The organism is Candidatus Thorarchaeota archaeon (assembly GCA_013388835.1).
Taxonomy (GTDB): Archaea; Asgardarchaeota; Thorarchaeia; order Thorarchaeales; family Thorarchaeaceae; genus JACAEL01.
Genome location: JACAEL010000007.1, coordinates 20,729 through 45,052 on the forward strand (window position 1 = coordinate 20,729; position 24,324 = coordinate 45,052).

Annotated in this window: 20 protein-coding genes; 4 read left to right on the plus strand and 16 right to left on the minus strand. The window is 55.2% G+C overall.

Annotated features, from left to right (window positions below; all coding sequences use genetic code 11):
• Nucleotides 1-22 precede the first annotated feature (22 nt).
• From HXY34_01325 to HXY34_01360, 8 genes are all read right to left on the minus strand, one after another.
• Nucleotides 23-1,600: a xylulose kinase gene (locus HXY34_01325; protein ID NWF94760.1), complete on the minus strand. Its 1,578-nt coding sequence runs from the start codon at nucleotides 1,598-1,600 to the stop codon at nucleotides 23-25.
• 239 nt (nucleotides 1,601-1,839) lie between these two features.
• Entirely contained in the window at nucleotides 1,840-2,370 is a 531-nt protein-coding gene (locus tag HXY34_01330; protein NWF94761.1) for a methylated-DNA--[protein]-cysteine S-methyltransferase, read from the minus strand.
• Nucleotides 2,367-3,026, minus strand: a complete 660-nt coding sequence (locus tag HXY34_01335) for a hypothetical protein (protein ID NWF94762.1) — start codon at nucleotides 3,024-3,026, stop codon at nucleotides 2,367-2,369. The genes HXY34_01330 and HXY34_01335 overlap by 4 nt, the downstream gene beginning before the upstream one ends.
• Nucleotides 3,027-3,379: 353 nt before the next feature.
• Nucleotides 3,380-4,159: an SAM-dependent chlorinase/fluorinase gene (locus HXY34_01340; protein ID NWF94763.1), complete on the minus strand. Its 780-nt coding sequence runs from the start codon at nucleotides 4,157-4,159 to the stop codon at nucleotides 3,380-3,382.
• Entirely contained in the window at nucleotides 4,143-5,273 is a 1,131-nt protein-coding gene (locus HXY34_01345) for an ATP-NAD kinase family protein (GenBank protein NWF94764.1), read from the minus strand. Before HXY34_01345 ends, HXY34_01340 begins: the two co-directional genes overlap by 17 nt.
• Before the next feature lie 4 nt (nucleotides 5,274-5,277).
• Complete coding sequence (locus tag HXY34_01350) at nucleotides 5,278-5,877, minus strand: hypothetical protein (protein NWF94765.1); 600 nt, start codon at nucleotides 5,875-5,877, stop codon at nucleotides 5,278-5,280.
• A gap of 358 nt (nucleotides 5,878-6,235) precedes the next feature.
• On the minus strand, nucleotides 6,236-6,784 hold the full coding sequence (locus HXY34_01355; protein NWF94766.1) for a GTP-binding protein: 549 nt from the start codon (nucleotides 6,782-6,784) through the stop codon (nucleotides 6,236-6,238).
• Between the two features lie 356 nt (nucleotides 6,785-7,140).
• The gene (locus HXY34_01360; protein NWF94767.1) at nucleotides 7,141-8,013 is read right to left on the minus strand and encodes a phosphatase PAP2 family protein; all 873 of its coding nucleotides are present in this window, start codon (nucleotides 8,011-8,013) and stop codon (nucleotides 7,141-7,143) included.
• A gap of 126 nt (nucleotides 8,014-8,139) precedes the next feature.
• On the opposite strand from HXY34_01360, the gene pepD reads away from it, so the two are divergent.
• On the plus strand, nucleotides 8,140-9,657 hold the full coding sequence (pepD, locus tag HXY34_01365) for a beta-Ala-His dipeptidase (GenBank protein NWF94768.1): 1,518 nt from the start codon (nucleotides 8,140-8,142) through the stop codon (nucleotides 9,655-9,657).
• Nucleotides 9,658-9,669: 12 nt separating this feature from the next.
• Here the strand turns inward: pepD and HXY34_01370 are convergent, their stop codons facing one another.
• The 3 genes from HXY34_01370 to HXY34_01380 all read right to left on the minus strand — a co-directional run bounded on the left by HXY34_01370 (nucleotide 9,670) and on the right by HXY34_01380 (nucleotide 13,881).
• Nucleotides 9,670-11,493: an aldehyde ferredoxin oxidoreductase family protein gene (locus tag HXY34_01370; protein ID NWF94769.1), complete on the minus strand. Its 1,824-nt coding sequence runs from the start codon at nucleotides 11,491-11,493 to the stop codon at nucleotides 9,670-9,672.
• Between the two features lie 11 nt (nucleotides 11,494-11,504).
• Nucleotides 11,505-12,680, minus strand: coding sequence for an iron-containing alcohol dehydrogenase (locus tag HXY34_01375; GenBank protein ID NWF94770.1), 1,176 nt, complete (start codon nucleotides 12,678-12,680; stop codon nucleotides 11,505-11,507).
• Nucleotides 12,681-12,792: 112 nt separating this feature from the next.
• Nucleotides 12,793-13,881, minus strand: a complete 1,089-nt coding sequence (locus HXY34_01380; GenBank protein ID NWF94771.1) for a nitronate monooxygenase — start codon at nucleotides 13,879-13,881, stop codon at nucleotides 12,793-12,795.
• Between the two features lie 218 nt (nucleotides 13,882-14,099).
• Here HXY34_01380 and HXY34_01385 point away from each other — a divergent pair, with 218 nt between their 5' ends.
• Complete coding sequence (locus HXY34_01385) at nucleotides 14,100-16,946, plus strand: cation-translocating P-type ATPase (GenBank protein ID NWF94772.1); 2,847 nt, start codon at nucleotides 14,100-14,102, stop codon at nucleotides 16,944-16,946.
• A 155-nt stretch (nucleotides 16,947-17,101) separates the two neighbouring features.
• On the opposite strand, the gene HXY34_01390 is transcribed toward HXY34_01385, so the two are convergent.
• On the minus strand, nucleotides 17,102-17,539 hold the full coding sequence (locus HXY34_01390; GenBank protein NWF94773.1) for an SCP2 sterol-binding domain-containing protein: 438 nt from the start codon (nucleotides 17,537-17,539) through the stop codon (nucleotides 17,102-17,104).
• A gap of 549 nt (nucleotides 17,540-18,088) precedes the next feature.
• Between HXY34_01390 and HXY34_01395 the strand changes: the two genes are divergently transcribed.
• A complete protein-coding gene (locus HXY34_01395) occupies nucleotides 18,089-18,505 on the plus strand; it encodes a hypothetical protein (GenBank protein NWF94774.1) in 417 nt (138 codons plus the stop codon).
• Between the two features lie 11 nt (nucleotides 18,506-18,516).
• Here HXY34_01395 and HXY34_01400 read toward each other — a convergent pair whose 3' ends face one another.
• From HXY34_01400 to HXY34_01415, 4 genes are all read right to left on the minus strand, one after another.
• A complete protein-coding gene (locus tag HXY34_01400) occupies nucleotides 18,517-19,167 on the minus strand; it encodes a PHP domain-containing protein (protein ID NWF94775.1) in 651 nt (216 codons plus the stop codon).
• Nucleotides 19,168-19,357: 190 nt separating this feature from the next.
• Nucleotides 19,358-20,509: a leucine-rich repeat protein gene (locus HXY34_01405; GenBank protein NWF94776.1), complete on the minus strand. Its 1,152-nt coding sequence runs from the start codon at nucleotides 20,507-20,509 to the stop codon at nucleotides 19,358-19,360.
• A 626-nt stretch (nucleotides 20,510-21,135) separates the two neighbouring features.
• Complete coding sequence (locus tag HXY34_01410; GenBank protein NWF94777.1) at nucleotides 21,136-21,729, minus strand: hypothetical protein; 594 nt, start codon at nucleotides 21,727-21,729, stop codon at nucleotides 21,136-21,138.
• Nucleotides 21,726-22,958: a hypothetical protein gene (locus HXY34_01415; protein ID NWF94778.1), complete on the minus strand. Its 1,233-nt coding sequence runs from the start codon at nucleotides 22,956-22,958 to the stop codon at nucleotides 21,726-21,728. The genes HXY34_01410 and HXY34_01415 overlap by 4 nt, the downstream gene beginning before the upstream one ends.
• A gap of 449 nt (nucleotides 22,959-23,407) precedes the next feature.
• On the opposite strand from HXY34_01415, the gene HXY34_01420 reads away from it, so the two are divergent.
• On the plus strand, nucleotides 23,408-24,322 hold the full coding sequence (locus HXY34_01420) for a hypothetical protein (protein NWF94779.1): 915 nt from the start codon (nucleotides 23,408-23,410) through the stop codon (nucleotides 24,320-24,322).
• The last annotated feature ends 2 nt before the right edge of the window (nucleotides 24,323-24,324 follow it).

Genomic DNA, 24,324 nt, shown 5'->3' on the forward strand with positions numbered 1-24,324 from the left:
TGCCGTTGTCCGCCGGGGCCGTTCAATGAATGGCAGTATTCATCTTGCGCCACAGGCTCTTGTTACGTCTATAGTACTCCTTCAGGACATCGTAGAGGCGATTGTAGGTGGCAAAGACCTCAGGGTTGGGTTCGAATGTCCGATCCACCTTGACTTTCTCTGCAGCTGTGCTGAAGTTGGGCATTTCACCCATGCCGACGAATGCGACCATAGACACTCCGACGGTGCCGGCCTCGAGCGGGTTCGCCATGCGGTGGACTGGTTTTTGCAACACGTCTGCATAGATCTGGGGCCAGAGGTCCGAGACTGCGCAGCCGCCAATCATGTTCACCGCTCGTACCTCTCCCAACATGCGTTTCTTCTCAAAGCTCTCCATCATCCAGCGAGCATGATATGCGACGCCCTCAAGCACAGCTCGTGTCATGTGCCTCTTCTCGTGAGCCAGAGAGAGATTGAAGTAGCCTCCCCGGACACTGTGGTCGTCAAGGGGACTTCGCTCACCGAACATCCATGGTGCGAATACCAAGTTGTCAGAACCAGGTGGCGCCTGTGAGGCCACCGCATCAAGGCTCTGGTACGGATTTCGTTTTCCGGACCTGCACTCGTCACACGCGGGGCTGGCGTAGTCAAGTGTGTACTTGCACAGGTCGCAGTGCCAGTGCTCTCGCAGGTGTTTGAGGCAAGCTCCGGCAGACTCCTGTTCTGCAATCAGGATGAACCTTCCCGGTATTGCAGAGCGTATGGACCCAGTGTAGGTGAATATGTCGAGCTTCCGCTGTCTGACGTGAGCACCAAGCCATGCACTCGAGCCTGCGTAGAGGTGGACTTCCTTGTCCCGAACAGCACCTGAGCCCACTCCTGCCGCGGTCATGTCCCCCGCCCCGTTCACCACCGACGTTGACGTGCTAAGGCCAAGTTCTCGGGCCGCCTTCTCAGTCAGTGTGCCAACCACATCAGTTGACTCTGCCAGTCTTGGCAGTCGGTCCTCATCCAAGTCCATCCAGCCCAGAATGAGGGAGGACCACTGGTTCTTCTTGGAGTCCATGAACCAAGTCAGAGTGGCGCAGTCCACAGATGTGACGTACTCGCCCGTGCACTTGTAGATCAGATAGTCCTTGCAGTCCAAGAACTTGTGCGTCTTCTCATAGACCTCAGGACGCTCCTCTCTCACCCACAGGATCTTCCCTATGATGTCCTTTCCCGACGGAAGACCTCCTGTAATCCGAAGCATTCTGAGCATTCTCAGCGGGCCCTTAGCAATGGCCTTGTTCTGACGAGCAGCACGTGAGTCCATCCAAGTCATGCAGTTCATGAGCGGCTGCCCGTCAGCATCTACAGGGATAGTCCCCATCATCTGTGTGCAGAATGTCACTGCCAGCACATCAGCTGGCCGCACCTCTGCCTTGGACAACACATCCCTTGTCGTTGTACAGACGGCTCGCCACCAGTGCTCCTCAGGGTCCTGCTCCGCCCATCCCGGCTGCGGATAGAGCACCGGGTACGGCTGCATGGCTGAGGCTAGGATATGGCCGTCGGTGTCCACAAGTGATGCCTTGTTGCCGCCCGTGCCAAGGTCATGGGCAAGGACATAGCCCGTCATGTTTTCACCGTGTAGGTAAATGCATGCATACAGTGCAGGACGTGAAATATCTTTCGTCCGACAGGTCGTGTGCCGACTTGCATGTGTTGTTGTCCGAAACGTACCTTGTCCGGTTCCGTCAGCACGACAAGTGTGTCCAAGCATGTGACTCCAGTTCCTACTCTGCTCAGTCTAGACACTACTGGTTGCATAGATGACACATATGAGACCGGACTGGAGGGACCTGTTGCTCGCCAGCATCACGGGAGAAAGAAGTCGACAGAAACGCGACCGTCCGGATCGAACCGGACTCCTTCCATCTCGAGAAGGCGGCGCTTCATCGGCGTTCCACCTTGGTAGTTGCCCAGAGTCCTGTCTGAGCGAATGGCTCTGTGGCAGGGCACAACGATTGGAAACGGATTGCGTGCCAAAGCGCTGCCCGCAGCCCTTACCGCTTTCGTCCCAGCTCTTCGGGCAAGCCATGTGTACGATGCTGTCATTCCCCGTGGTATTGACCGCTCCGCTACTAGCACTCTGAGTTGAAAAGGCGTGCACACAGAGGTGTTCACCAAGTCTAGTGGGATGTCAACGTCTTTGCCGCTCAGGAAGTCGACGACTCTCGCAACGAGTTCCTCTGCTAGTGTAGGCTCCTCAACGGAGTGAGGCCACGTCTGTGCAACTCGTTGTCGTGATGTGTCATAGTCTGCAGGTAGCAGGACTGCAAAGATGCCCTGTTCGTCTCCCAAGACTGCGCTGATCCCCATTGAGGTCCTGAAGAAACGGTGCTTCATACATGGCCCTCGCGGATGACTTCAGGTACCACGCCGGTCGGACGAAGACCCTGAACACCGTGGCGCGCACTTCTTATCCCATCCGCTCCGAGTCCCATCTTACCCAGCTGGTCTGATATTCGTCTTGCGAGGAGCACAAAGTACACTTGAAGGTCAAGGTCGTCCCATGCGGCTGCCGTAGCACTTCTGGCAGACTCGATGACGGTCTGACCGTCAACTTTCAGTGCGGCCTTTGCATCATCGATTGATGCCTTCTGCACGTTGTCCTCATTCTGGCACCAGTAGGTTGCAGAGATTGGGTCGAGGAAGACCTCGTATCCTTTGACGCCATGACCCAGAAAGAACACATCACTGTCCCCGGGTGACGGTCTGGTGGGGCATGTTGATGGTCTCCTTCCGAAAGTGGCGGCGACCTCCTCCTCTGCCTTATGAACATGGCTCATGGGCGTGTCGATATACCTCAAGGGCAGTCTCAGACCGAAGAAGGACAGAGCAGTGTCGGCGTGGCGAAGAACAGCACCACCCTCTTCGACAACCCACACCGACTCGATTACCAGCGGCTCAGTCCCAATACATCGTAGGGCAGTCATCACCCTGATTCGTCCGTCGTCACCATCGCGTTCTGCAGTTGTTGCTATTGTGTCGCCTTCGCTCAAGTCCTGCGCCATCCTTACTTCTGTCTCTTGCCTATGTGTCCATACACTTAAGCGCCGTCCCGCATCAACTGGTCCTTCCGTGTGCAGATACCGGCGAAATGACACTTGGGACTCCCTTTGGCTTATTTGCCTATTGTGACTCCGTTGTATGACTCGTTTATCCCGCCCATGTGAGCTGTGGGGGTATGTAACAGCTGCCCGGGAGTTGGACAGTTTCGGGAATCGCTGAGTGGTGGATATGCATGCCTCCACGCGAAGACGGAGAAACCATGGTCGGCTTGTGACTACTCAAGGCCATCTCGCCACACTCTGGTTCTCTACCGCCTGTCATGGTCATTGTGCGACAATGCTCTCTATTGCAATTCAAGTAAGTCACCAGGCCGCATCTCAAGGACATCGTTTGCACTACCATTCTTCACAGTGAGCTCCAGAGTACCATAGCTACTCTTGGTGACAAACAGGCCACTGTCGGGGCCCTCCGCATAGGTTCTGCAGAATGGGAGTGAGTGCCTCTTGCTGCCGACTACAAGCTTGACTGACTGCAGTCCAGACGGAGGTATGTTGGTGATGATGTTGCCGAAGCGGTCGATTCGTACTACCTGTCCCGCCCGTCCTGACAGGTAGAAGTGAAGTTGCTTGTTCAGACTCTCGCACTGAGACCCCAGTGCAAGAGGCTCTGTGCCGCACCACAGGCGCGCAGCAGCCCGCGCGAACACGTCGCGTCCATGAAATGTGGGGGCCGCATCCTCAGGGACCTCTAGGTCAACTATCAGTCTGACTCTGGAGCCGGAGACTGTCGGCCAGAGAAGACCATTGTCGGGCGCAAGAAAAGTGTAGTCCGATGTCTGGACCAAGACTGCTCTACGACTGGTACCCACACCGGGGTCCACAACACATACGAAGACTGTTTCAACAGGAAAGAGCCTGTGGCTGTGCATCAGGACCCACGCTGCCTCTATGACGGACTGAGGACTTATGCTGTGTGTGAGGTCAACTACGGTTGCACTCGGGCAGTGGGAGTAGATCACCCCCTTCATCATGCCTACGTATTCCGACTCCCCGAAGTCTGTCAGCAGCACAATCATGTGAACCATCACAACCTCTGCATAGTCGCCTCTATTCAATGCTAACAAGACGAATCTCTGCGTAATCCGTGATGACCCTCATATAGCCGCGCAACATCTCATCAACACTTGCATCGCCCGTATCGACTCTCAGCACGCCTCTCTCAACCCCCTGAAGCTTCGACTGTGTACAGACGACCCATATGTTGTCGCGGCCTGCTCTCCTTATCACCTCTGGGCTGATCTGCTGGTTTCCTCTGCCGAACAGCATACCCTGATGACCTATCGGTGAGACGATGATTCGGACCTTTGTGAAGTCCGCAACCATCTTGAGAATCACCTCCTCGTTCACATCGTTATAGGCAGTCCCGTGATGGTAGATGTCAACGCCGAGAACGGTCTTCCTCACACCGAGCAGGTCAGCAATTGTCTTGACCGTAGTACCGGGCCCAAGGATATAGAACTCATCGTCACGCATCTTCTCGACAATGTATCGTGCGATGGCCTCTTGCGCTTCATGCTCATCTATGGTCTCTGGACTGGCCTGCTTGGCACCTTGAAACCGGGCTGGCACTGCGGGCCCACGTAGATAGCCATAGAGTCGCAGACTGAATCGGTCCTCGCGGATGGCATCTTCATCCGCGTCCATGACCTCAAAGTCGGAGGGCTTGGCTTCGCCTGACATGACAAGCTGAATCACAGCAGGAGCATCCTTGGGACTGATGACGAAGACACCGCTGTACATCTTGACTCCCGAGGGTACACCCAGTACGAGCATGTCGGTGAGACCGTGTTCGCTGACAACGTCGAGGATGTCGCGTGCAGTGCCATCACCACCAACAAACACCAAGAACCGAACACCTCTGTCATACAGCGCCTTGACACACCTTCTCGTGTCCTCAGCATTGGTCAGCTCCCCTATCGATATGTCCAGAGCCTCGTACGGAATATGCAGGGGTGCCACAATGTCAGCACCCATAGGACCCGGACAGACAACCAGAGTGACCGGCTCCGCCATGAGTGTTTGCGACTCCCTCAGTGCGCTCAGAAACTCCGCGGCGCGCTGAGGAGCCACTGGCACTGCGCCCCGGCGTCGAGCCTCGTCCAACACTCCATCAGTGCCTTTGAGACCAACACGACCTCCCATTCCAGCAATGGGGTTTACAAGAAGACCGATCCGCATCAGTCTAGCCTCCGGATGAAGAAGTTCTCAAAGCCTTAACTGCAGCAGCAGCTTGAAACCAGAATGATGTCCTCACCAAGAGTTCCTCAAGAAACCGCTCCATGTCGTCGGGCTTGATGTCCTCAGGCCATCGGGTTCTGCGATACTCGTCGAACTTCTGGAAGGTCTTACCGTACTGCGTGGTCAGCGGGATTTGCACGTAGCGGTCACAGACGGTGGTCAGTGCACGAATGAACAGGACGAGGTCCAAGTCTAGGCGCAGCAGCCACTTCCGGATGATCTGGAAGAACTTTCGTGTGTTTATCTCAGTCCAAGAGATCTGTTTGAGGGTCTCTCTGTCTCGTGCTTCAAGTCGCTCACTGTTGAAGCTGCATGACTTGGTCTCCATGCATCTGGCCCTGACGTACATCTGTCTGCTGGAGATCCATACTGTGATGTTGTGTTCTGCCTTCTTCTTCATCATCTCCTTGTGATGACCTGCTGGCAGAATCACCTCTACGATGGGTACGTCTCTGAAACGGCCATTGTGCCTGAAGTAGAGATCGAATGTCCATGCAAGAGGTGGCAAGGTGTTCACAGGATAGTACTCGTCGGGGTCTGTCATGGCGTCGGACTAGAGCCTGAGTCTCTACCTGATATGCGTTGGGTTTGCAACAGCTGCGGAGAAGATGGGCCCATTGAGCGGTCCATGTTCCGAATCCAGGCGTTGGTGGAGAGACACTACAACTGGGATTCTGCGACGATTCGACCCGCCTCGACGAGTCACCCTTCCCCCTCAACGCGCCTTGACAGTACCAATGTCTCCGGCCCTGTGCATTTGACAGTGAACATTCTGAACGGTCTGTCAACAGTCGGCGCTGCAGCCCTGTGCATTGCAGGCGTATCATGACAAGGCGCAGTGTCTGGCCTGTCATATCGGGTTCCCGTTGTCAGAGAAGAACTCAGTGTGAACGGCGTCCGGTCTACTCCTCGCCACGCTCGCGCATCTGGACCAGTATGATTGCGAGCTGCTCAAACACATCGAGAATGCCTTGACCGGTCTTCGCACTTGACTCGACATAGGGCATATTGTGCTGCTGTGCGAACTGACGCCCCTCGGCGGTCGTGACAACTCTGTCAGGCAGGTCAGTCTTGTTAGCCACAAGCACGAGTGGAATGTCCTTGTTGATGGCCTTCTTCAGCTCCGCAAGCCATTCATCAAGGACAAGGAAGGTCCTACGTCGTGTCACATCGTACACAAGAATCCCGCCGCTAGACCCACGGTAGTACATGGGACGCAGAATCTGGAACCGGCTCTGTCCTGCGACATCCCAGATCTGCAGCTTGACCGTGACCTTGGAGCCGCTCTTGGTTGCCACATCGATGTTCTTCACTGCAAACTGTGACCCGATGGTGGTCTTGTAGTCCGTGCGGAAGAAGCCGTGCGAGAACCGCGTCACAATGGCGGTCTTGCCGACCGCGCCCTCTCCCAACACCACAGTCTTGAACAGATAGTCGTACGTACTACTCATGCGGTTCTAATCCCTCTGATGTGACCTTCTGTACCATGGATGGTCGCGGGCTAAGGAGGCTAGGGCGTGCGGACCTAATAAGCTTTCTCGGGCCATTGTCAGAGCTGTCCGGAATGTCTCCGTCAGCGGCCAATGACGGCATCCTGTATGATTGACCAGTTCTTGATGTACTCCAACACCTTGACACTGATCTGCGCCACAGGCTCTTGATTCAACCGTGGGACTGGCCGCAGTCCCGGCATTGCGTACGGCATTCGGATCACTGTTACTTTTCAAGATGCACGAGCGGATGTCCGCCCGTGCCAGCATCTCCCGCATACCACCGGTCACACTAGGTAATGTCGAGTATCTGGTGTCTAGAGCTTCGCCTTGGAGAAGATGAGTGGCCAAACGAATCCGCCTATCAGGGCAACTATGAAGTACCTCGTGGCCCTTAGCCACACATCAGCAGTCGGCAACAGTGGACTTAGGCCAATCATGACTACTATCACGAGGGCTAGACCCAATACGACACGCAGTACCAGACGCCACTTCGCTGTCGCTTCAGTGGTGAAGTTCACGTATCGTCTTTCCAGTGGGAATGCCACTGCGACTCCCATGACCAGTCCCCCTATGTGTCCGAAGTTGTCGTCCGGAGGTAGAGGCAGCAGCACATAAGTTCCGACGACTGTCATGAGCAAACCTATGACGAAGAGAACTCCATAGAGCGCATTGGTGTCATACTTTGACAACAGGGCCTGCAGCGGTCTCTCGATTCGGATCGACAGAAGCAGGAGGCCAAACCCAACCGCCCAACCGACCAGGACGTCTTCAACGAAGTGAAGTCCAAGGTAGACCCTGGAGACTCCTATGAGGAGCGTCAATGTGACCGCAAGAATCACTGCCCACCATGTCTTGACTCTGGCAGCTAGCCATCCGAAGAGCATTGTAGAGTTCTGTGCATGACCGCTCGGCATGCCGTAGTTTGCTTCGGACGCCCCCGGGTACCAATATGACTGGGGTGGTCTCGGACTGTGGATCGCCACCTTGAGCCAGTAGTTGGTGACTATGGAGGTCAGCAAGACAAATACGACAATGACCGACTCGCGCTTCCTGTAGGCCCAGTATCCAACCAGTGCCAGTGGGACATAGAAGAGCTCTGAACCCAGCTGTGTCAACAGCTTGAAGAGCTCACCAGCCCATGGGAGTAGGTCTCTAAGGACATTGGTGATTTCCGGATTGAACTGCATACGCTCTCTCCTCAGTTCATCGTTTCAGCTACCCCGGTATTTGAAAGAGCTGCTTGGCTGGGAGCCTGAGTCTGAAGCCAATGCTTATAGCGCAGGAGGAGCGCGCAGACCCACGGTTGAGCTGAGATGGTACTGGAACATCTTGAACCAAGACATGTGTGGCGCATATTCGAGAGAGTCTTGGTAGCGACCCCACGAGAGTCGAAGAAGGAGGAGAAGGTCAGGGCAGCTGTGCTGGAATGGCTGTCGTCTGAGGTTGCCTCCAGAGGTGTCCGACTCAAGACGACCGTGGACTCTACTGGCAACCTGCTGATATCAGTGCCTGCAACCAGAGGGATGGAGTCATGTCCAACAGTCATGCTTCAGGGTCATCTTGACATGGTCTGCGAGACCAATCGTCCACACGGTTTCGACTTCCAGAACCTGCCGATACCTGTCCGTATCCAGGACAACGGAGAGTGGGTGGATGCGGACGGCACGACATTGGGGGCTGACAATGGCATAGGGGTGGCTCTGGCTCTGGGCCTACTCGTGGACGATGACCCCGGTCTGGCTCACGGTCCGCTGGAGATCCTCCTGACTGTGGACGAGGAGACCGGTCTCACAGGGGCCTTTGGTCTTGATGTGAAGGCCATGAGTCTGCAGAGCAAGTATCTCATCAACATCGACTCAGAAGAACTCGGTCTTCTGACAATCGGGTCTGCTGGCGGTGGTGATATCCAACTTGACAGAGAAGTGAGTCAGCATCCGCCGCCGAAGGACTACGCGTTCTATGCTCTCTCGGTCTCAGGTCTGCTCGGGGGGCACTCCGGGATGGAGATAGTGAATCCGAGAGCAAATGCGAACAAGCTGGTGGCTCGCATGTTGTCCTCACTGATTCGAGATGTACCCATCATGCTGTCCAGTTGGCATGGTGGCAGCAAGCACAACGCGATACCTCGTGACTCTGTCGCTGTGTTCTGTGTCAGAAAGAGAGACACCGGGAGAATGGAGGAGATCCTGAAGGCTGAGCGCGACGCGATTCTCTCCTACTACAGAAGTATGGTCAAGAACGCAATGGTCCTTGAACCCGAGATGGTGGTGGAGTGGAAGCAAGCCAGTCCGTCAACCTGCATGAGTACCGAGGAGTCTGCCATCATTGTACGTACCGCGAACGCGCTGCCGCATGGCTACCGTAACTTCTCCCCTGAAGTCGCTGGACTTGTGGAGACCTCATGCAACTTCGCCATTGTCCGGTCTGAGGACAGGAGAGTGAGCTTGCGCCTGTCGGTTCGAAGCAGTGTTGACTCTGAGCTGTCAGCATACCGCTACTCGATTGCGGACATGGCGGAGCTTGCCGGCTGGTCAGTGGAGATGAGTCCCGCATACCCGGGGTGGAAGCCAGAACCCAATAGCCCGTTCCTGCAGTTTGTCAGAAAGCACTACGAGGAAGTTCTTGGTTCCGAGGTCCGGATGGAGGCGATACATGCAGGTCTCGAGTGTGGGATTATTGGTGCTAAGATGCCCGGCATTCAGATGGTGTCACTCGGGCCGACTGCAAAGAATGCTCATACCCCCGATGAGCGACTGCGGATTGCAGATGTGGGCATCGTCTATAGGGTCTTAAAGGCAGTGCTGAGAGACCTGCCGAGACTTGAGAGTTGAGCGGGTGTCCTCTCAGCTGTTGAGCCGGGACAACCCCAGCGCTTCAAGTCGCTCCTCGTGTGGCACTCCAGTCTCTCTGTCCCACTTACGATATGCGTACCATGTGTCGAGTTGAGCATTGACGTCAGGCACATGACGCTCAGTGGGTCCGTCAAGGGGTCTCAAGACCACCTCGGGGAGTCTCTCGTTCTTCGTGTCATAACCGAGACGGAGGTTGAGCAGACGCATGAGCGTGAAGATCCTCTCTCCCGTGCGTCTGAGTTCTGCGACCGTGATGTCCCACCCGGTGACCATGCGGAGCAGCTCGGCCAGTTCCTCAGAGACGATTGGATAGAAGTGACAGATGACAGCAGAGTTGGTCAGGCATCTGAAGTCCTGCACTCTGGCGGCAATCTCTGCCTCGTTGGCGAACCTGTCCATACTCTCAATCTCGAAGCCTGCATCCAGTATGCCCATCTGATAGTTGTACATGTCCGCGGTCATATGGCATGCACCACGAGGAGACGTCGCGTAGCCAATCGCCATGCCTGAGAAGCCACGTGGGTCATGCTGCGCCAGTTCCATCCCATTGACCTGTGCTGCTAGCGACTCGTATCCGAACCGCCTGCCAAATGCCCTACTGCCCTCTGCCATCAGGTCTCCTATCCCTCTCCTGTGAGCGATTCTCTCAAGGAGGTCAAGCGCAGCGGATACATCTCCCCACTTGGGCTCGACTCCGTCAAGATCCTGTGCGGTTATCTTACCTTCACTGAAGAGATAGTAGGCAAAGGCGATTGTGTTTCCACCGGATATCGTGTCTACACCCAAGAGGTCCATCTGCTTGTTGATGAAGCAGAGGGCCTCAAGGTCGTTGTTGAGGATGAGGGACCCCATGGTGCCTGTCACTTCGAGTTCCGGTCCAGCGAACCGCCCGGTGGCATACTTTCCCTCCCTTATCTCAATCACACGACCGCAACCTATGGGGCATCTGAAGCATGCAGTCTTCCCGACCAGGACTCTCTCCTTCACAGTGGTACCGCTGATGTTGTAAGCGTCAAAGTCAGACACAGAGTAGTATCCCTGAGGAAGGGAACCATACATCATCGTGGCCATGTCAACATAGCCTGCAGTACCAAGGTCGGAGTACATCTGGAAGGTGGGTGTCTCCTTCTTGTCAGCATTCAGCTTCTGGCAGTACTCCGCCAGCTTCTCTGGCTCCGCGACAGGTACCTTCCTCTCACTGCCACTCACCACAATGGCCTTCAGCTTCTTGGAACCCATGACCGCGCCCATGCCTGTTCGTCCTGCCGCCCTGTGGTGGTCCACTATGATGCTCGCGTACTTCACCAGATTCTCTCCCGCGACACCAATCCTGGCAACACCGGGGTTCTTGAGACCTGACTCCTCCTTCAGAACCGTCCAGGTGTCCTCGGTGTCCCTGCCCCACAGATGGGATGCGCCCTTCAGACTCACTTCGGAGTCATTGATGATAAGATAGACCGGGCTTGCTGACCGACCTGTCAGTATGATCCCATCGTAGCCTGCAAACCTGATGTCCGCTCCAAAGTGGCCTCCGACAGTACTGTGTCCCCACAGCCCTGTGAGAGGTGACCTTGCACACACAGAGGTCTTGCTACCCGTGGGTACCATCGTCCCACAGAACGGTCCTGTCATGATGAACAGAGGGTTCTCCGGTCCCAGGGGGTCGGTCGCACGACTGACCATGTCATAGATCATCCTGCAGGCAAGGCCAGCGCCACCAATGTAGTCTCTGAGAATCTTGGGGTCAAGGGTCCGCTCTCCCGTCTTGCCACTTGTCAGGTCAACTGTGAGAAGCCTGTTTCGATATCCGAACACGGGACCACCTCTCAGAAGTCGATGGGCCTGCCCTCGAACATCGCGTCGTATAGCCGTCTGATTCCTGCGCTCTGGATGTCTCTGGGATTCATTGTTATGCTCGAGTCCATCATAGCATACTCAACAAGCTTGTCGAGTCCCTTATCAAAGTCCGTTCTCTTCACACCTGCTTCTTTGAGGCTTCTTGGAAAACCGGTCATCTTCTGCAGTTCCCTGACCTTTGCGGCAAATGCTCTTGCAGCCTTGAACGGGTCTGGCTCAAGAACCCCCACCAGTCGCCCCAGTTCCTGATACAGTCTTGCAGTTGCCTCGTTCTCTGCTGAGTTGTACTCGATTGTGTACGGCAGTGAGATTCCCACCGCAAGTCCATGCTGCACCCTGAGTACTGACCCGAGACTATGTCCGAGTGAGTGGGCAAGAGAGACCTGAGAGTTGCCAAAGGACATCCCTGCCAGATTCGCTGCGACCAGCATCTTCTCCCTTGCCAGCAGGTTGTGAGGTTCCGACATCGACTTCGGAAGCCATTCAAAGACCATGGTGACTGCCTTCATGGAACACGCGTCGGAGAAGTCGTTCTTCCACACCGACGCGTAACTCTCAACAGCATGGGTGAGCGCGTCCATGCCTGTGTAGGCTGTCATTGTCTTCGGGAGGTCCTTTACAAAGGTGGGTTCAAGTATCGCAAGGTCCGGAGTGAGTTCGGGGTTAATGGTCGCGAACTTCCGCCCGGTGTCATCCTCTCGGACCACAATGGCCTTCGTGGCATCCGAACCTGTGCCCGCGGTGGTGGGAATGCAAACCAGCCTCGCCTTGCTTCTCAGGTTCAGTGTGTCAAACGGTGTGAGTTCCTCGAGCTTGAAACCGGGGTTGACATACAATACCCATGCTGCCTTTGCGGTGTCCATCACGCTGCCTCCGCCAATGGCCACAATGAGGTCTGCGCTCGACTTGGTCATGGCGTCGGCAGCACTCTTCACCACTGAGACTCTTGGGTCAGACTCGGCCTCTGCCCAGACCGTGACCTCCCAGCCATTGTTCTTCAGCATCGACTCGACCTTTGCAGGGTATCCGAGGTCTGCTACGACCCTATCGGTCACTATGATTGCCCTCTGGCCCTTGAGCTGATCAAGTTCCGTCAGGGCATCTTCTCCAAATGCCACCTTCGGGACTGAGAACCACCATACCATCCATTGTTCACATCCTGATGTCGTAGGACCGGCTCACTCACTCTCGCGAGCCCTGTGTTCAGATTCAGGTGCAGTGCTGACTTATATCATGTCCGACGGCTGTCGGATTGACTCAGGGGCTTGCCATGGAACAGGTCTTGCTGAGCACTTCCATTGCCTCAGTGACTATGCTCTCAACCACCTGTTGCACTGATGGTATGTCGTGTATTCTGCCTGCGCACTCTCCCCCAAACATCAGTGCGGTGTCACGTCTTCCATCGAGGAGGTGGTCAAACCCCTCTCGTTCCAGACGGAGTATCTCCTCGTTTGACTCGACAGGTTCTCCCAGGTAGAAGCGCGGCACATCGCGTAGTGTCTGTTCGACTATCATCTCCGCTCTCTTGTTGCGAAGGAAGCGCATGGGCCCAAAGAGTCCTCGTCCCGCAAGCGTCTGTCGCTCTTCGAGGTCCACAATCGTCTGCTTCCACAGCGGCTCGAAGTCGCTCTCCTTGGTCGCAATGAATCGCGTACCCATCTGGATCCCCTTCGCTCCCAAACACAGAGCCGCAGCCAGTGTTGCGCCATCGCAGAACCCTCCGGCGGCCACGACCGGCCTTCTCACGGCCTTTGCCACTGCTGGCACGAGCACCATCGAGTGCACTGGCTCCCACGACACGTGTGCCCCACCCTCATGCCCTGAGGCGACTATTATGTCGGCTCCCGCTTTCTCTGCCTTGAGAGCGTGATACACTGACGGGACCACATGTGCCCATATCAGCCCCTCCCTCTTTATGATGGCCCATGGTGTGGGATTCCCCGCAGAAGTGATGATGACTCTCAGACGTCTCTCGATGTCGGAGTCACTATTCCTAGACTCGATTGTCTGCTCCACAAACATCTGTGATGCAACTGTGAACTCTGCTGCGACAGGAATGTTGACGCCAAAGACGCCGTCTGCATGTCTTGTTTCAGCGGCCACACGCTCAATTGACTTCCTGAGTATGACTGCAGGCGGGTCCGTGCCAAACAGACGGAGCGCATCCACAGGGGCGGCATCTGGCAGTAAGGTCGCCGCCATGCCAATACTACTTATGACTCCAAGGGCGCCCGCCTTGGACACGGCAATCGCCAGGTCTTCGGTCTTGTATGGTCCCATGCCACCCTGGAAGATGGGATGTTCTATGCCCACTAGGTCGCACAGCTCGGTCCGAAGCGATCTCATGCTGCTGTCTTCCGGTCACAGTCATATAAGCTTCCAGTACGACTGGACATGTCTGCCCGCGGTGTCCTGATGTCAGGTGTCCAGTCAGGTCTGATACCGTTCAACACTGTGAGTCGCCAGGCATGTCCAGTCCCTCTCTATCCCCTGCAGCGGCGATAGGTATTTCTTCAGACCTGCTCACGCCGGAATTAGGGGTTTCTCTCCAAGACGGCGGAGGAATGACTCTCATTACGGCAAATCACCCGTGGCATCTCAAGGACATCAACAGCCTGCTAGAAGAGCTGCATACGACAGCAAAGGGGCTCACGACCGCTGAAGCACAGGACCGGATAGCCACCCACGGGCCAAATGAGCTCGTCGCCGAGGAGCGCCCCGGGCCGCTTGTCATATTCCTGAATCAGTTCCGGAATCCAATGGTCGCCATCCTCATGGTTGCGATTCTCATATCCATCGCAGCATCCTTCATGCCGGGGCACGGAGAAGAGGGCGGTATTGTGGATGCGGTGATAATCGGAGCGATTGTGATTGCAAATGCAGTCTTTGGGTTCGTTCAGGAGTACCGCTCAGAGCGTGCACTTGAGGCTCTGAAGGAGATGGCTGCACCGAAAGCACGTGTCATGCGTGACGGACTGTGGACAGTCATCGAGTCACGATATCTTGTACCCGGTGACCTCATCGCGCTTGAGAGCGGTGACCGTGTTCCAGCAGATGGCCGGCTCATCTCATCGGTTGGCCTCGGTGTGGATGAGTCGATTCTCACCGGCGAGTCTCGGCCCAGCCATAAGACGCAGGAGACGCTCACTCAAGAGAAGGCCAGCATCAGCGAAAGAAAGAACATGGTCTATCAGGGAACGATTGTGACATCCGGCAAGGGGCGAGCGATAGTCACAGCAACAGGCATGCTGACCGAGTTCGGCGCGATTGCTCGATCTGTGCAACAGAGCGCCGAGATTGCCACACCACTTCAACACGACCTGGAGGACCTGGGCCGCAAGCTGGGTGTTGTAGTTGTCCTCTTAGCCGCACTAGTACTTGCAGCGGAGGTTGTCCGGAACGTCTCCGGCTCGTTCGTAGAGGAACTAATGGCTGCCATTGCTCTTGCCGTCTCAGCAATCCCTGAGGGACTGCCCGCGGTCGTGACAATCACCCTTGCGATAGGGGTGCAGAGGATGGTCCAACGGAACGCTATAGTCCGTAGACTGCCCTCTGTGGAGACTCTTGGTTCGACGACCGTGATTTGTTCAGACAAGACTGGAACGATAACCAAGAATGAGATGACGGCCACGGTCATATATGCTGATGGCAAGTTGTTTGATGTCAGCGGCACAGGATACAACAAAGCTGGCGACTTCACCTACCATGGTACAAAGGTAGACCCACTGGCAGACCCGCAGCTTCGCCAAGTGCTCCTGATTGGCCAGCTGTGCAGCAATACCGTGCTGCAGAGCGACCCGACTGCGAAGGCTGACTATAGTGTGGTTGGCGACCCCACGGAAGGGGCACTCATGGTTCTCGCTGAGAAAGGAGGTCTCTCGTACAGCGACACAATCACCAAGTATAGGGAAGTCCATGAGATCTCGTTCGACTCGATTCGAAAGAGAATGACCTCTGTGGTGACTGGTCCCGAAGGCGATTTCCTTGCCTTCACAAAGGGTGCGCCGGAGGTTGTGGTGGCGCTCTGCAAGACGATGCTGCAAGGTGGCCGCACACTGACACTGGACAGTGCTCATCGAGAGGAGATTGCAAGAGTCAACTCTCAGCTTGCCGAGAAAGCTCTGAGAGTGCTGGCGTTGGCGTATCGACCGCTCGGCCGTGACGTGACTGACTTTAGCGCAGACACCACAGAGCGAGACCTCATCTTTGCGGGGCTTGTCGGAATGATAGACCCTCCGCGTGAGGAAGTGCGCGATGCGATTCAGCTCTGCAAGAGCGCGGGCATCCGTGCAATCATGATTACTGGTGACAACCAACTGACCGCAAAGGCTGTGGCACAAGGTGTCGGCCTCATAGGCAAGGATGCCTCGGTCATGACCGGGCCGGAGCTAGACGAGCTGAATGATGAGGCGTTTCGGCAGTGCGTGTTCACGAACAACGTCTTCGCCAGAGTGGCTCCGGAGCACAAGCTGCGGATTGTCGCAGCCCTGCGCAGCGCGGGCAATGTGGTCGCCATGACCGGGGACGGCGTCAACGATGCTCCTGCCATCAAGTCTGCCGACATCGGAATATCGATGGGTATCCGGGGCGCGGACGTGACAAAGGAGGCCTCTGATGTTGTACTGGTAGATGACAATTTCGCCACGATTGTGTCCGCCGTGGAAAAGGGACGAGAGATCTACTCAAACATAAGGAAGTTCGTCAGGTTCCTCCTCTCATCCAACTTTGATGAGTTGTTCCTGGTGTTCACGATTGTGATGATAGGTCTTCCCCTGCCTATCACTGCAGTCCAGATACTGTGGCTCAACCTTGTCACCGATGGACTTCCAGCACTTGCGCTTGGTGTTGATCCTCCCGAGCAGGGTCTGATGAAGCGTCCTCCAAGAAAGCCGGGCGCGAAACTGATGGACCGAAGAATGGGCGGCTTCATTGTCCTCTCTGGTCTGGTCGCATTCCTGGGCGCAGCCTTCGTATTCCTCTACTCGTTGTACGTGTACGGCGGTTACATCCCCGGATTCACAGGCGAAGCTCTGTCTGAACTGGAGTGGAGATCCGCGGTCTCATCTGTGACTGGTCTTGCTTGGGCTGACGTCTTGACGCACGCACGCACTGCAGTGTTCGCTTCTGTCGTGGCTTTCGAGCTCCTCTTTGTGTGGAACTGCAGAGATGAGTACAATCCAGTGTGGCGGTCAAGCCTCAAGGGGACAACGTACCTGTTCATGGCTGTCTTGGCATCCGCCCTGCTGACCCTGGTCACCATCTACGTGCCCTTTGTTCAGCCATTCTTCAAGACCGTGCCGCTCACTCTCTCTGACTGGGCAGTGGTACTCCTCGCTTCTCTCCCGGCTCTGCTAATCCCTTCGCCCATCATCTTCGGCCACAGAAAACTGCGCAGACCGAGAGCCCGGTGAGTTCATCATGACTTTCCGTGTGCCTGTCAATCCGGTACAGTCATGTAGCGAGCCTTTGACGTCTGACGTACTCGACCTACAGTGTTGCCCATGTTGAACGGATGCACACATGAGTGCGACTGGCAAGTCATGCTCCTTTGACTGCCTTGGACTGATCACTCATCAAGGAACTTGGTCGGTATCTTCACTGCAGTGGCCACCAGCTCTGCTGCTGCCTTGGTGGCTCGCATGACCTTGCCCATGTCCCCAGTCAGCTTGAACTTTCGGGCCATAATTCCCTTGATGGGATCTATCTTACCCGCAAACAGCTGCTTCCAGTTCTCGTAGGGGCCGGCGTACACAAACGGGGCCTTGTCATCGGGAAGCGCCATTCTCGCAAGTCTGCACTCGCCGTGCCAGAGGTCCATGTAGAGCCGCATGTTCTCCTTGATGACCTTACCATCGGCCTCGATGACAAACAGGAATGCGCCCTCCCAGTCCTTTGCAGCGTCCTTGTAAGCAGTATTGGCATTGAGCAGTTTCCAGTACTCGGCAATCCACTCTTCAGATGGGAAGACCAGTTTCTTGGTCAATGCTATTCCTCCTTGAACCATCAGAGTCATCGGTCGCCATGTTCACCTCGACCCTGGTCAAGTCCTCGTGTAGTCCTCTCCGCGTTCCTTTCTCCCCCTGATAAGCGTTGTGAGGTTGCCTTTCATACAACCGGATGGCAGCCCGTACGTTGTCGCGCAACGACCCAGTATACCAATCGTGTTACGCGAACACGATGCACCACGACTCAACGTCTGTCGTGATGACATCCTATGGCCCATCCTTCTAACGAGTGGTGTGCAGTGGTCCGCAAGTCTTGCCTGCACTCTGTCACGTCCAACGAGAGACGGCAATGCTCTGCTCGACGAAAGGGAATGCACCAGTCGAACACGCTTTAACCAGATCTGTCAACCAGTACGTCCACGCACCATGCCCCACGATAACGGAACCACAGGTTCTCCGAAATCTCTCTGAGGTGACTTGACTCCACGAAGAAGCGCGGCAAGCAGGACTCTCTCTCTGAGGCCTTCTACACTCTACTTGGTATTGCTAACTGCATAGAGTCGGGTGGCAGAGGCAAGGACTACCTAGTCCTTGAGGACGGCGACGAAATGAAGGGATATGTCCCGACACCGCTTGAGAATGACTTCGCTAAGGGTGTGGCGGACCTCGAGCGGATACTGTCACAGTGCGGCCCCGAGGTGCTGAAGGACCGTCCGCAGCTGATGGCATTGGGTATAACCGTCCTCTGTCGTGCCAACGCTGCCGCCCATGCCTACCGGTCTCGAATGTGGAAGTACTCTACCGAATACGGTTCTGAGGTGAGCGTAGTTGCAGAGTCGTCGCGGAGGCTGCTACAGCTCATAAGGACCGTGATTGAGTCAATGTTGCCTGAAGAGAAGCAGCTGGTGTACTCCTTTCTGCCCGACGAGACAAAGGAGTGTTCTTTCATTTCGTACTATTGGACAGACTGGAACAAACACTCGGAGGAGATGCTTGTGGTCCGAAGCCTGCTCGGCATGGAATGAATGGTGTTGCATCACCTGTCGAGCAATGGCAGCGCAAGTGCTTCAGCCAGACGGAGTTGGTCCTGGAGACGGCCCACTGTTGTTGCAGAGTGTGAGTCGCTGCCAAGTGCAAACTCGCAGCCCGCATCTCTGGCCAAGACGAGAAAACCCTCGTCCCTAGTCGGATAGCGGGCACTCAGCTCTACGGCAACGCCCGCGTCAGACAGAGCACGGGCTGCTCTCTCACCGTCTTCCATCCTGTATGAGGTCAGGTAGCCGTCCCAGTGGGCAAGAATGTCGATGTGATTACTTCTGACCACCTTGCACAGGGCAGACACCCAGACCTCTGATCTACATGGTGCATGGACAGAGCCGATGACAATATCGAACTGCTCTAGTCCTCCTGCAACAGGACAGAGCGAACCATTCGTCTCGATATCGACCTCTGCTCCCCCAAGTATGCGGAGACCTCTCTGTTCGTCTCTGAGAGCACTGAGGACCCTGCTCCTCTCTTCCACGAGGCTCTCTGCCCCCATCTTACTTCCCAGCGATGGCCAGAAGTGGTCTGTGATAGCAACTGTCTTGAGTCCGACTCTCTGCGCCTGTGCAACTATCTCCTCCACTGTGGACACTCCATCTGAGAAGTCCGAGTGTGTATGCAAGTCGTGGGTCACGGTCTTCATTGGCTACTGGTCACCTGTGTGGTCCGCAACAGACACGCGGAAGATGCATGCTCATGGACAGACTCTGCGTGGCTCACATGGTTCCCGCGTCATCCTCTGTCAATCTGATGATGAGCGGCATGAGTGGCATTCTGGCCATGCAGCCGTTTCCGTCGTTCCGTTCAGGGCCGGCAAGCCTTGTACGAGCTGCCTAAGGAGCTTGCCCTGTGGAGACCCATTCAATTCTATCCATGACGTCATGGAGACCCCGTGGATGTGCTGCAGTGGATAGCTCGGACCTGGCCTGGATGAGGACTGCTCGCCCGGGCGTTGTTCTTCCGACATTGAGGCGTCTGAGCATGGGGCACTTGAACAGGGGACTGACATCAATGGAGCTCATGCTGTTGTCCTCAAGGTCAAGCACTCTCAGTACAGGGAGCCCCTCAAGAGCATTGAGGTCCACTGAGGTCAGATGGTTAGCCCTTAGATGCAGTTCAATCAGTCCTCTGCAACCTGCAAGTCCTTCAAGTGATACCGACTCTAGAGCATTCTCTTCAAGGAGCAGGTACTGAAGTCCACTACATCCTGCAAGTGGCGAGAGGTCAATAGCCTTCAGGTCGTTGGCAGAGAGAATCAAGTGCCTCAGGCGCGTGAGTCCTGCCAACGGTGACAGGTCCACAGAACCGAGTCTGTTGCCCCTCAGGTTCAGGTACTCCAGACTCTTGCAAGAGGCCAGTGGTGCCAAGTCTACACTGCTCAAAGAACAGCGTTCCATCTCAAGTTTCGCGAGTGAGAAGCACTTTCGAAGCGGCTCGAGACTGACCTCTCCAAGCTCATTGCCCGTGAGTCCCAGATACTTCAGCCCAGTACTGCCATCAAGTGGTCCCAGGTCGACACCTCTGAGTGCATTGTGTGTGAGACCGAGATACCTGAGGTCTTCACACTCCGACAGAGGTGTGAGGTCTACTGATGAGATGTCATTGTCAGACAGAAACAGGTTTCTCAGTGAGGTGCAGTATGCCAGAGGTGCTAGGTCAATCTCCCCAATCACGTTCGATGACAGATCAAGCTCGGTCAGTTCCTTGCACTCGCTCAGGGGCTTCAAGTCTATCCTGTCAATGCGGTTCCATCTGAGACAGAGTTCTCTGATCCTCTTGCAGCTTGCAAGAGGGCTCAGGTCCACGCTAGTCAACGGGCATTCGGAGAGGGTTAGACGCTCGAGCATTGGGAGCTGTATGAGGGGCTCAAGGTCTATCGCCTTGATGTCCATGTCCACAAGATTGACCTCAATCATCCCCTTGTGCAGATGCAGCTCCTCCTGTTCATCGTCAGTCCGGATGAATCTAAGGGCAACCTCCGACACGATATGGACCTCTTGTTATCTTTTCATATTGCTGTTATCTTCCACGCCCTTAAGGATTCACCTCATGCAGCTCGTGCCCTCAGTACCACGTCATACCTTGCAGGACACCGTCCGCTGCGTTCCCGCATGAAGAGTCATTCGTCTTCATTCTCGACGGAGTACAGGTATCGTGGACATGTGGAGCCACTCCAATCAACAGTCTTCGTGTCTGTTCCTTGCTCCCTTGATTCAGTTTCCGTGTGGACTTGACTCCCAGCATCCCGGAGGCGGCTTGCAGAAGGCTTCTCTCTCTGCAGGAGAGCCGGTCACTCGTCTATCCGGAGCGGCATGACCACGCCAGCGTCCCACGTATGTACCGCGCCATGGCTGAGGCTGACGCAGGACGTGGCATTGAGTGTCCGTACTCGTGCATATCTGGCAATGTTGTTTCCTCTGCCGACTCCGGACTCGACTTCTGCGACAGAGTCAAGAAGACTGAACAGGTCATATGCCTGGATGTGTGTCGGGATTGGATTATGATACAGGTAGAAAGGGCCCGGGGAGTTCTCCTAAGGAGCTAGGGCTGCAAGACGGAAGAAGATCACATGCCACGCGGTCAAAACGACTGCCAACTGGGATACTTTACCCTAGGGCTTCCTCGTCTTGTACACCGCGATTACCATCGCGGCCGTGAGCGACGCTATGATGATGGCAGGACCTCCAGTGTGCATCAAGAACCATATAGAGTCCGTGACCTGCTGGGTGTGCGTGATCTGCACCTTCACAGGCACTGGCCGTGAGGAGACGGACATGTTGGGACTGTAGGCTGTCAGGAACATGCCGGTTGAAATCGGTTCGAACTGTGTCGGGTGTGCAGAGCCATCACCAACATCATCAAGCTGAACTCGCAGGTAGAGTGTCACCGTCCTCGTGTTTCCAGCCGTGATAGACTCGGTCGGAGGAGGTAAGGCAAACAGGACACTGTGCGGTGAACGGTCCTGCTCAATTCTCACACTTACGGTGAGGTCTTGAGGACTCAAGTTCTTCAGTACAACACGGAATGGACATACGGACTGGTCATCCATTGCCAGCGAAGGGGGAGCTTCTAATATCAGATACTGCGTGTCCTCCTCCGATACCTGCTTCATTGCTTCGACTGTCTGGAGTGGCATCAGACTGGTGATCACCAGAATCGAGATGATGACGACGATTCCTAGCAAAGGACAACTGAACACTCTCAATTCGGCAGACCTCTGGAACCGTATGAAGACAGGTGGACCTGCATCGTGTATGAGGTGCCGGCCCAGCCTATGGCGATGTTGGCGTCGTATATTGCACTTGAGATTGATTGGTCCTGATATGTAAGCGACCACCAGAACTCCCCTGTCCAAGGATCCATTTCAAGGGGCAGGTCGAATGTAGAACCCACGTAACCTCTGGCGCCGAAGTTTACGAAGGCGTCACCCATCTCGGATTCGCCATTCTCGCCTGTATTCCACAGGCTCTGGCACGCAGATGCTAGGACGATGGTCTCGTCAGGGCGGACATAGTAGTCGGATGAGTATGGCCCCCAAAGCGCCTGCACTTCCGATGGGTAGAGCCATCCATTGTCGTAGGTCATGAATGCTCTGTCAGGCTCGTCATTTGAGTGACCGTGTGTGTCAATCTCGTAGGCGCCAACTATCTTCGACTTAGAATCGATTGTGTAGTGCTTCTTGTTGTAGTACTGCAGATCGCTCTTTATCTGAGCCTCCGAGACAGCTTCGCGATATAGCGCATAGTCCACCCAGCTGTAGTCAACACACCATGAGCCAACCTGTTCAGGCACGTCGTTTTGACTGTCGAAGAAGACCTCATGCACGATGCTATAGACCTTGGGACGGTCTGGTACGTATGACGGTAGAAATGGTGCAATCTTCTTGTCATTCTCGTGACGAGCGGACATGATCGCTGCTTCTGTGGAGGGAATGCCAGCCGTGGAAACGTGTCCTCTGCTATCCGTGGTTGACAACTGCTGAGTGTGGTACTCGGTGCACGGGATGTCCGGACGAAAAGGAACTGTGCCTGCCACAGAATACTGAGTGTCCCCCACATCTGCAGCTAGGTAGACAATTGTTGGTCCATCTGCCGGCACTGCAATGTCTATGAACGCACCGTTATCATAGTCACTTATGTCATACTTGATTGATTGTGAACCGTCAGCATAGATTGTGACCTCACCTCTGACGGGTATGTCATCCAGAGTAATCTCCGCGACTGTTGCGTCACTCACTAGACGCGCATACATGTCCACATGACCAGAAGAGTACTCGGTCAGGACTAGCTCACATTCCACTGTTTCACTGGTGACAGTAGGACCCCAGCAAATGTCATGACCCACCAAGACAACGACTATGGGGGCGTTCTCCCAGTTCTTAGAGTTCGTAAGAGGAGGATTGCCCACCGGCATGATTACGACAGCACTCGTCATGCCGATAGACAGCATGAGAGCTATGAGTGTTAGCAGTCGACCAGACCTGCAGACAGAAGCAGTGCTTCGAAACCCCGACATAGACACAGGCCCACCAATGCCTGATGCTGCGCATCTTTACACAAATCTATGATTAGCTGGTATAAGAGCGTTATGGATTACGTCTTCCAGGTGTGAAACCAGGCAATGTAGGACACCACATGCTCCTGCGGCTTCGCTGGAAAAGTCAGGTCGGGAATCTGCAGAAGGGTCATCAATCGGCCTGGCCTATTCGAGCATGGACACTGAAAGGCAGTCCGTTTATCATTCTTGGCCTGTGGTGAGAGGATCATACGACTTGCTCAGCACAGCCTTGCTCCTGCGAAATGCTTATATGCCTTCGATGTTTGCCATTTCTCAAACATCAAACGTTCCGCATTTATAGAACGTGTTCGCAAGGTGTACAGACAATGACAACAGAGTTCAAGACAATACTCGACGACCTGAAGACAAGTGCCGTCCTGGCAAAGAGGAACATACTGAGCTTCCTCCTAGCCACATTGGGTATGGCCCTGCTCGTCGGTGTGATCCTTCTAGTATTCGCGATGCCGTTCGCTATACTTGCAGTCTCAGCTGGTCCTGCTGCCGTACAGGCATGGGCAGATTCGCTTGTTGCGCTTGCCATGGCGAACCCCATAGGGACAGGCGTGGCATTCTACGTGCTGCTTGGCCTTCCTATCATCACCCTCATCCTGATTGTTGTCGGTTCCATCTATGGCATCAGCAAGGAGATAGTTGAGACCGGCACGACCCGTGCTGAATCGGCCTTCTCATGGTTTAGGCGCAAGTTTCTCTCCTTTGCAGGTGCAGGCTTCCTGCTGTCTCTTGTCATCGTGACCCCCGCCGCAGCAGTAGCGGGTGCAGTGTCCTTGGCCTTCAACTACACTCCCCCTGTCTGGGCACAGCAGGTGGTTTCGATGTTCTCGTTCATCTGGTGCTTCATCACAGTGGGTCTGTGCATGATGGTCCTTCCTGCAGTCACACATGGCAAGGGCGTACAGGAGTCCTTCAAGGAGTCCTTCAGGCTTGCGAGGACAAGGTTCGACCGTGTCTTCGGTCTGTTGACAGGCATTGTAGTGCTTCTAGCAATCAGTTTCGGTCCCGCGGCAATCTGGGGAATGTGGATAGGTCTGACCGGCGTACCTCCACCAATGACACTGAATCCAGTCTCCGTTTTTGTCATGGTATGGAGTGCTATCGCAGGACTGTTGTGGTTCGTCCTGTTCATCCCAATGAGCATAGTTGCCTCGTGCAAGGTCTATGCTGAGCTGACCAACGCCAAGGTCGGTTATCAGCAGGCTCCCCCAGAACTACCAATGGTCTAAGC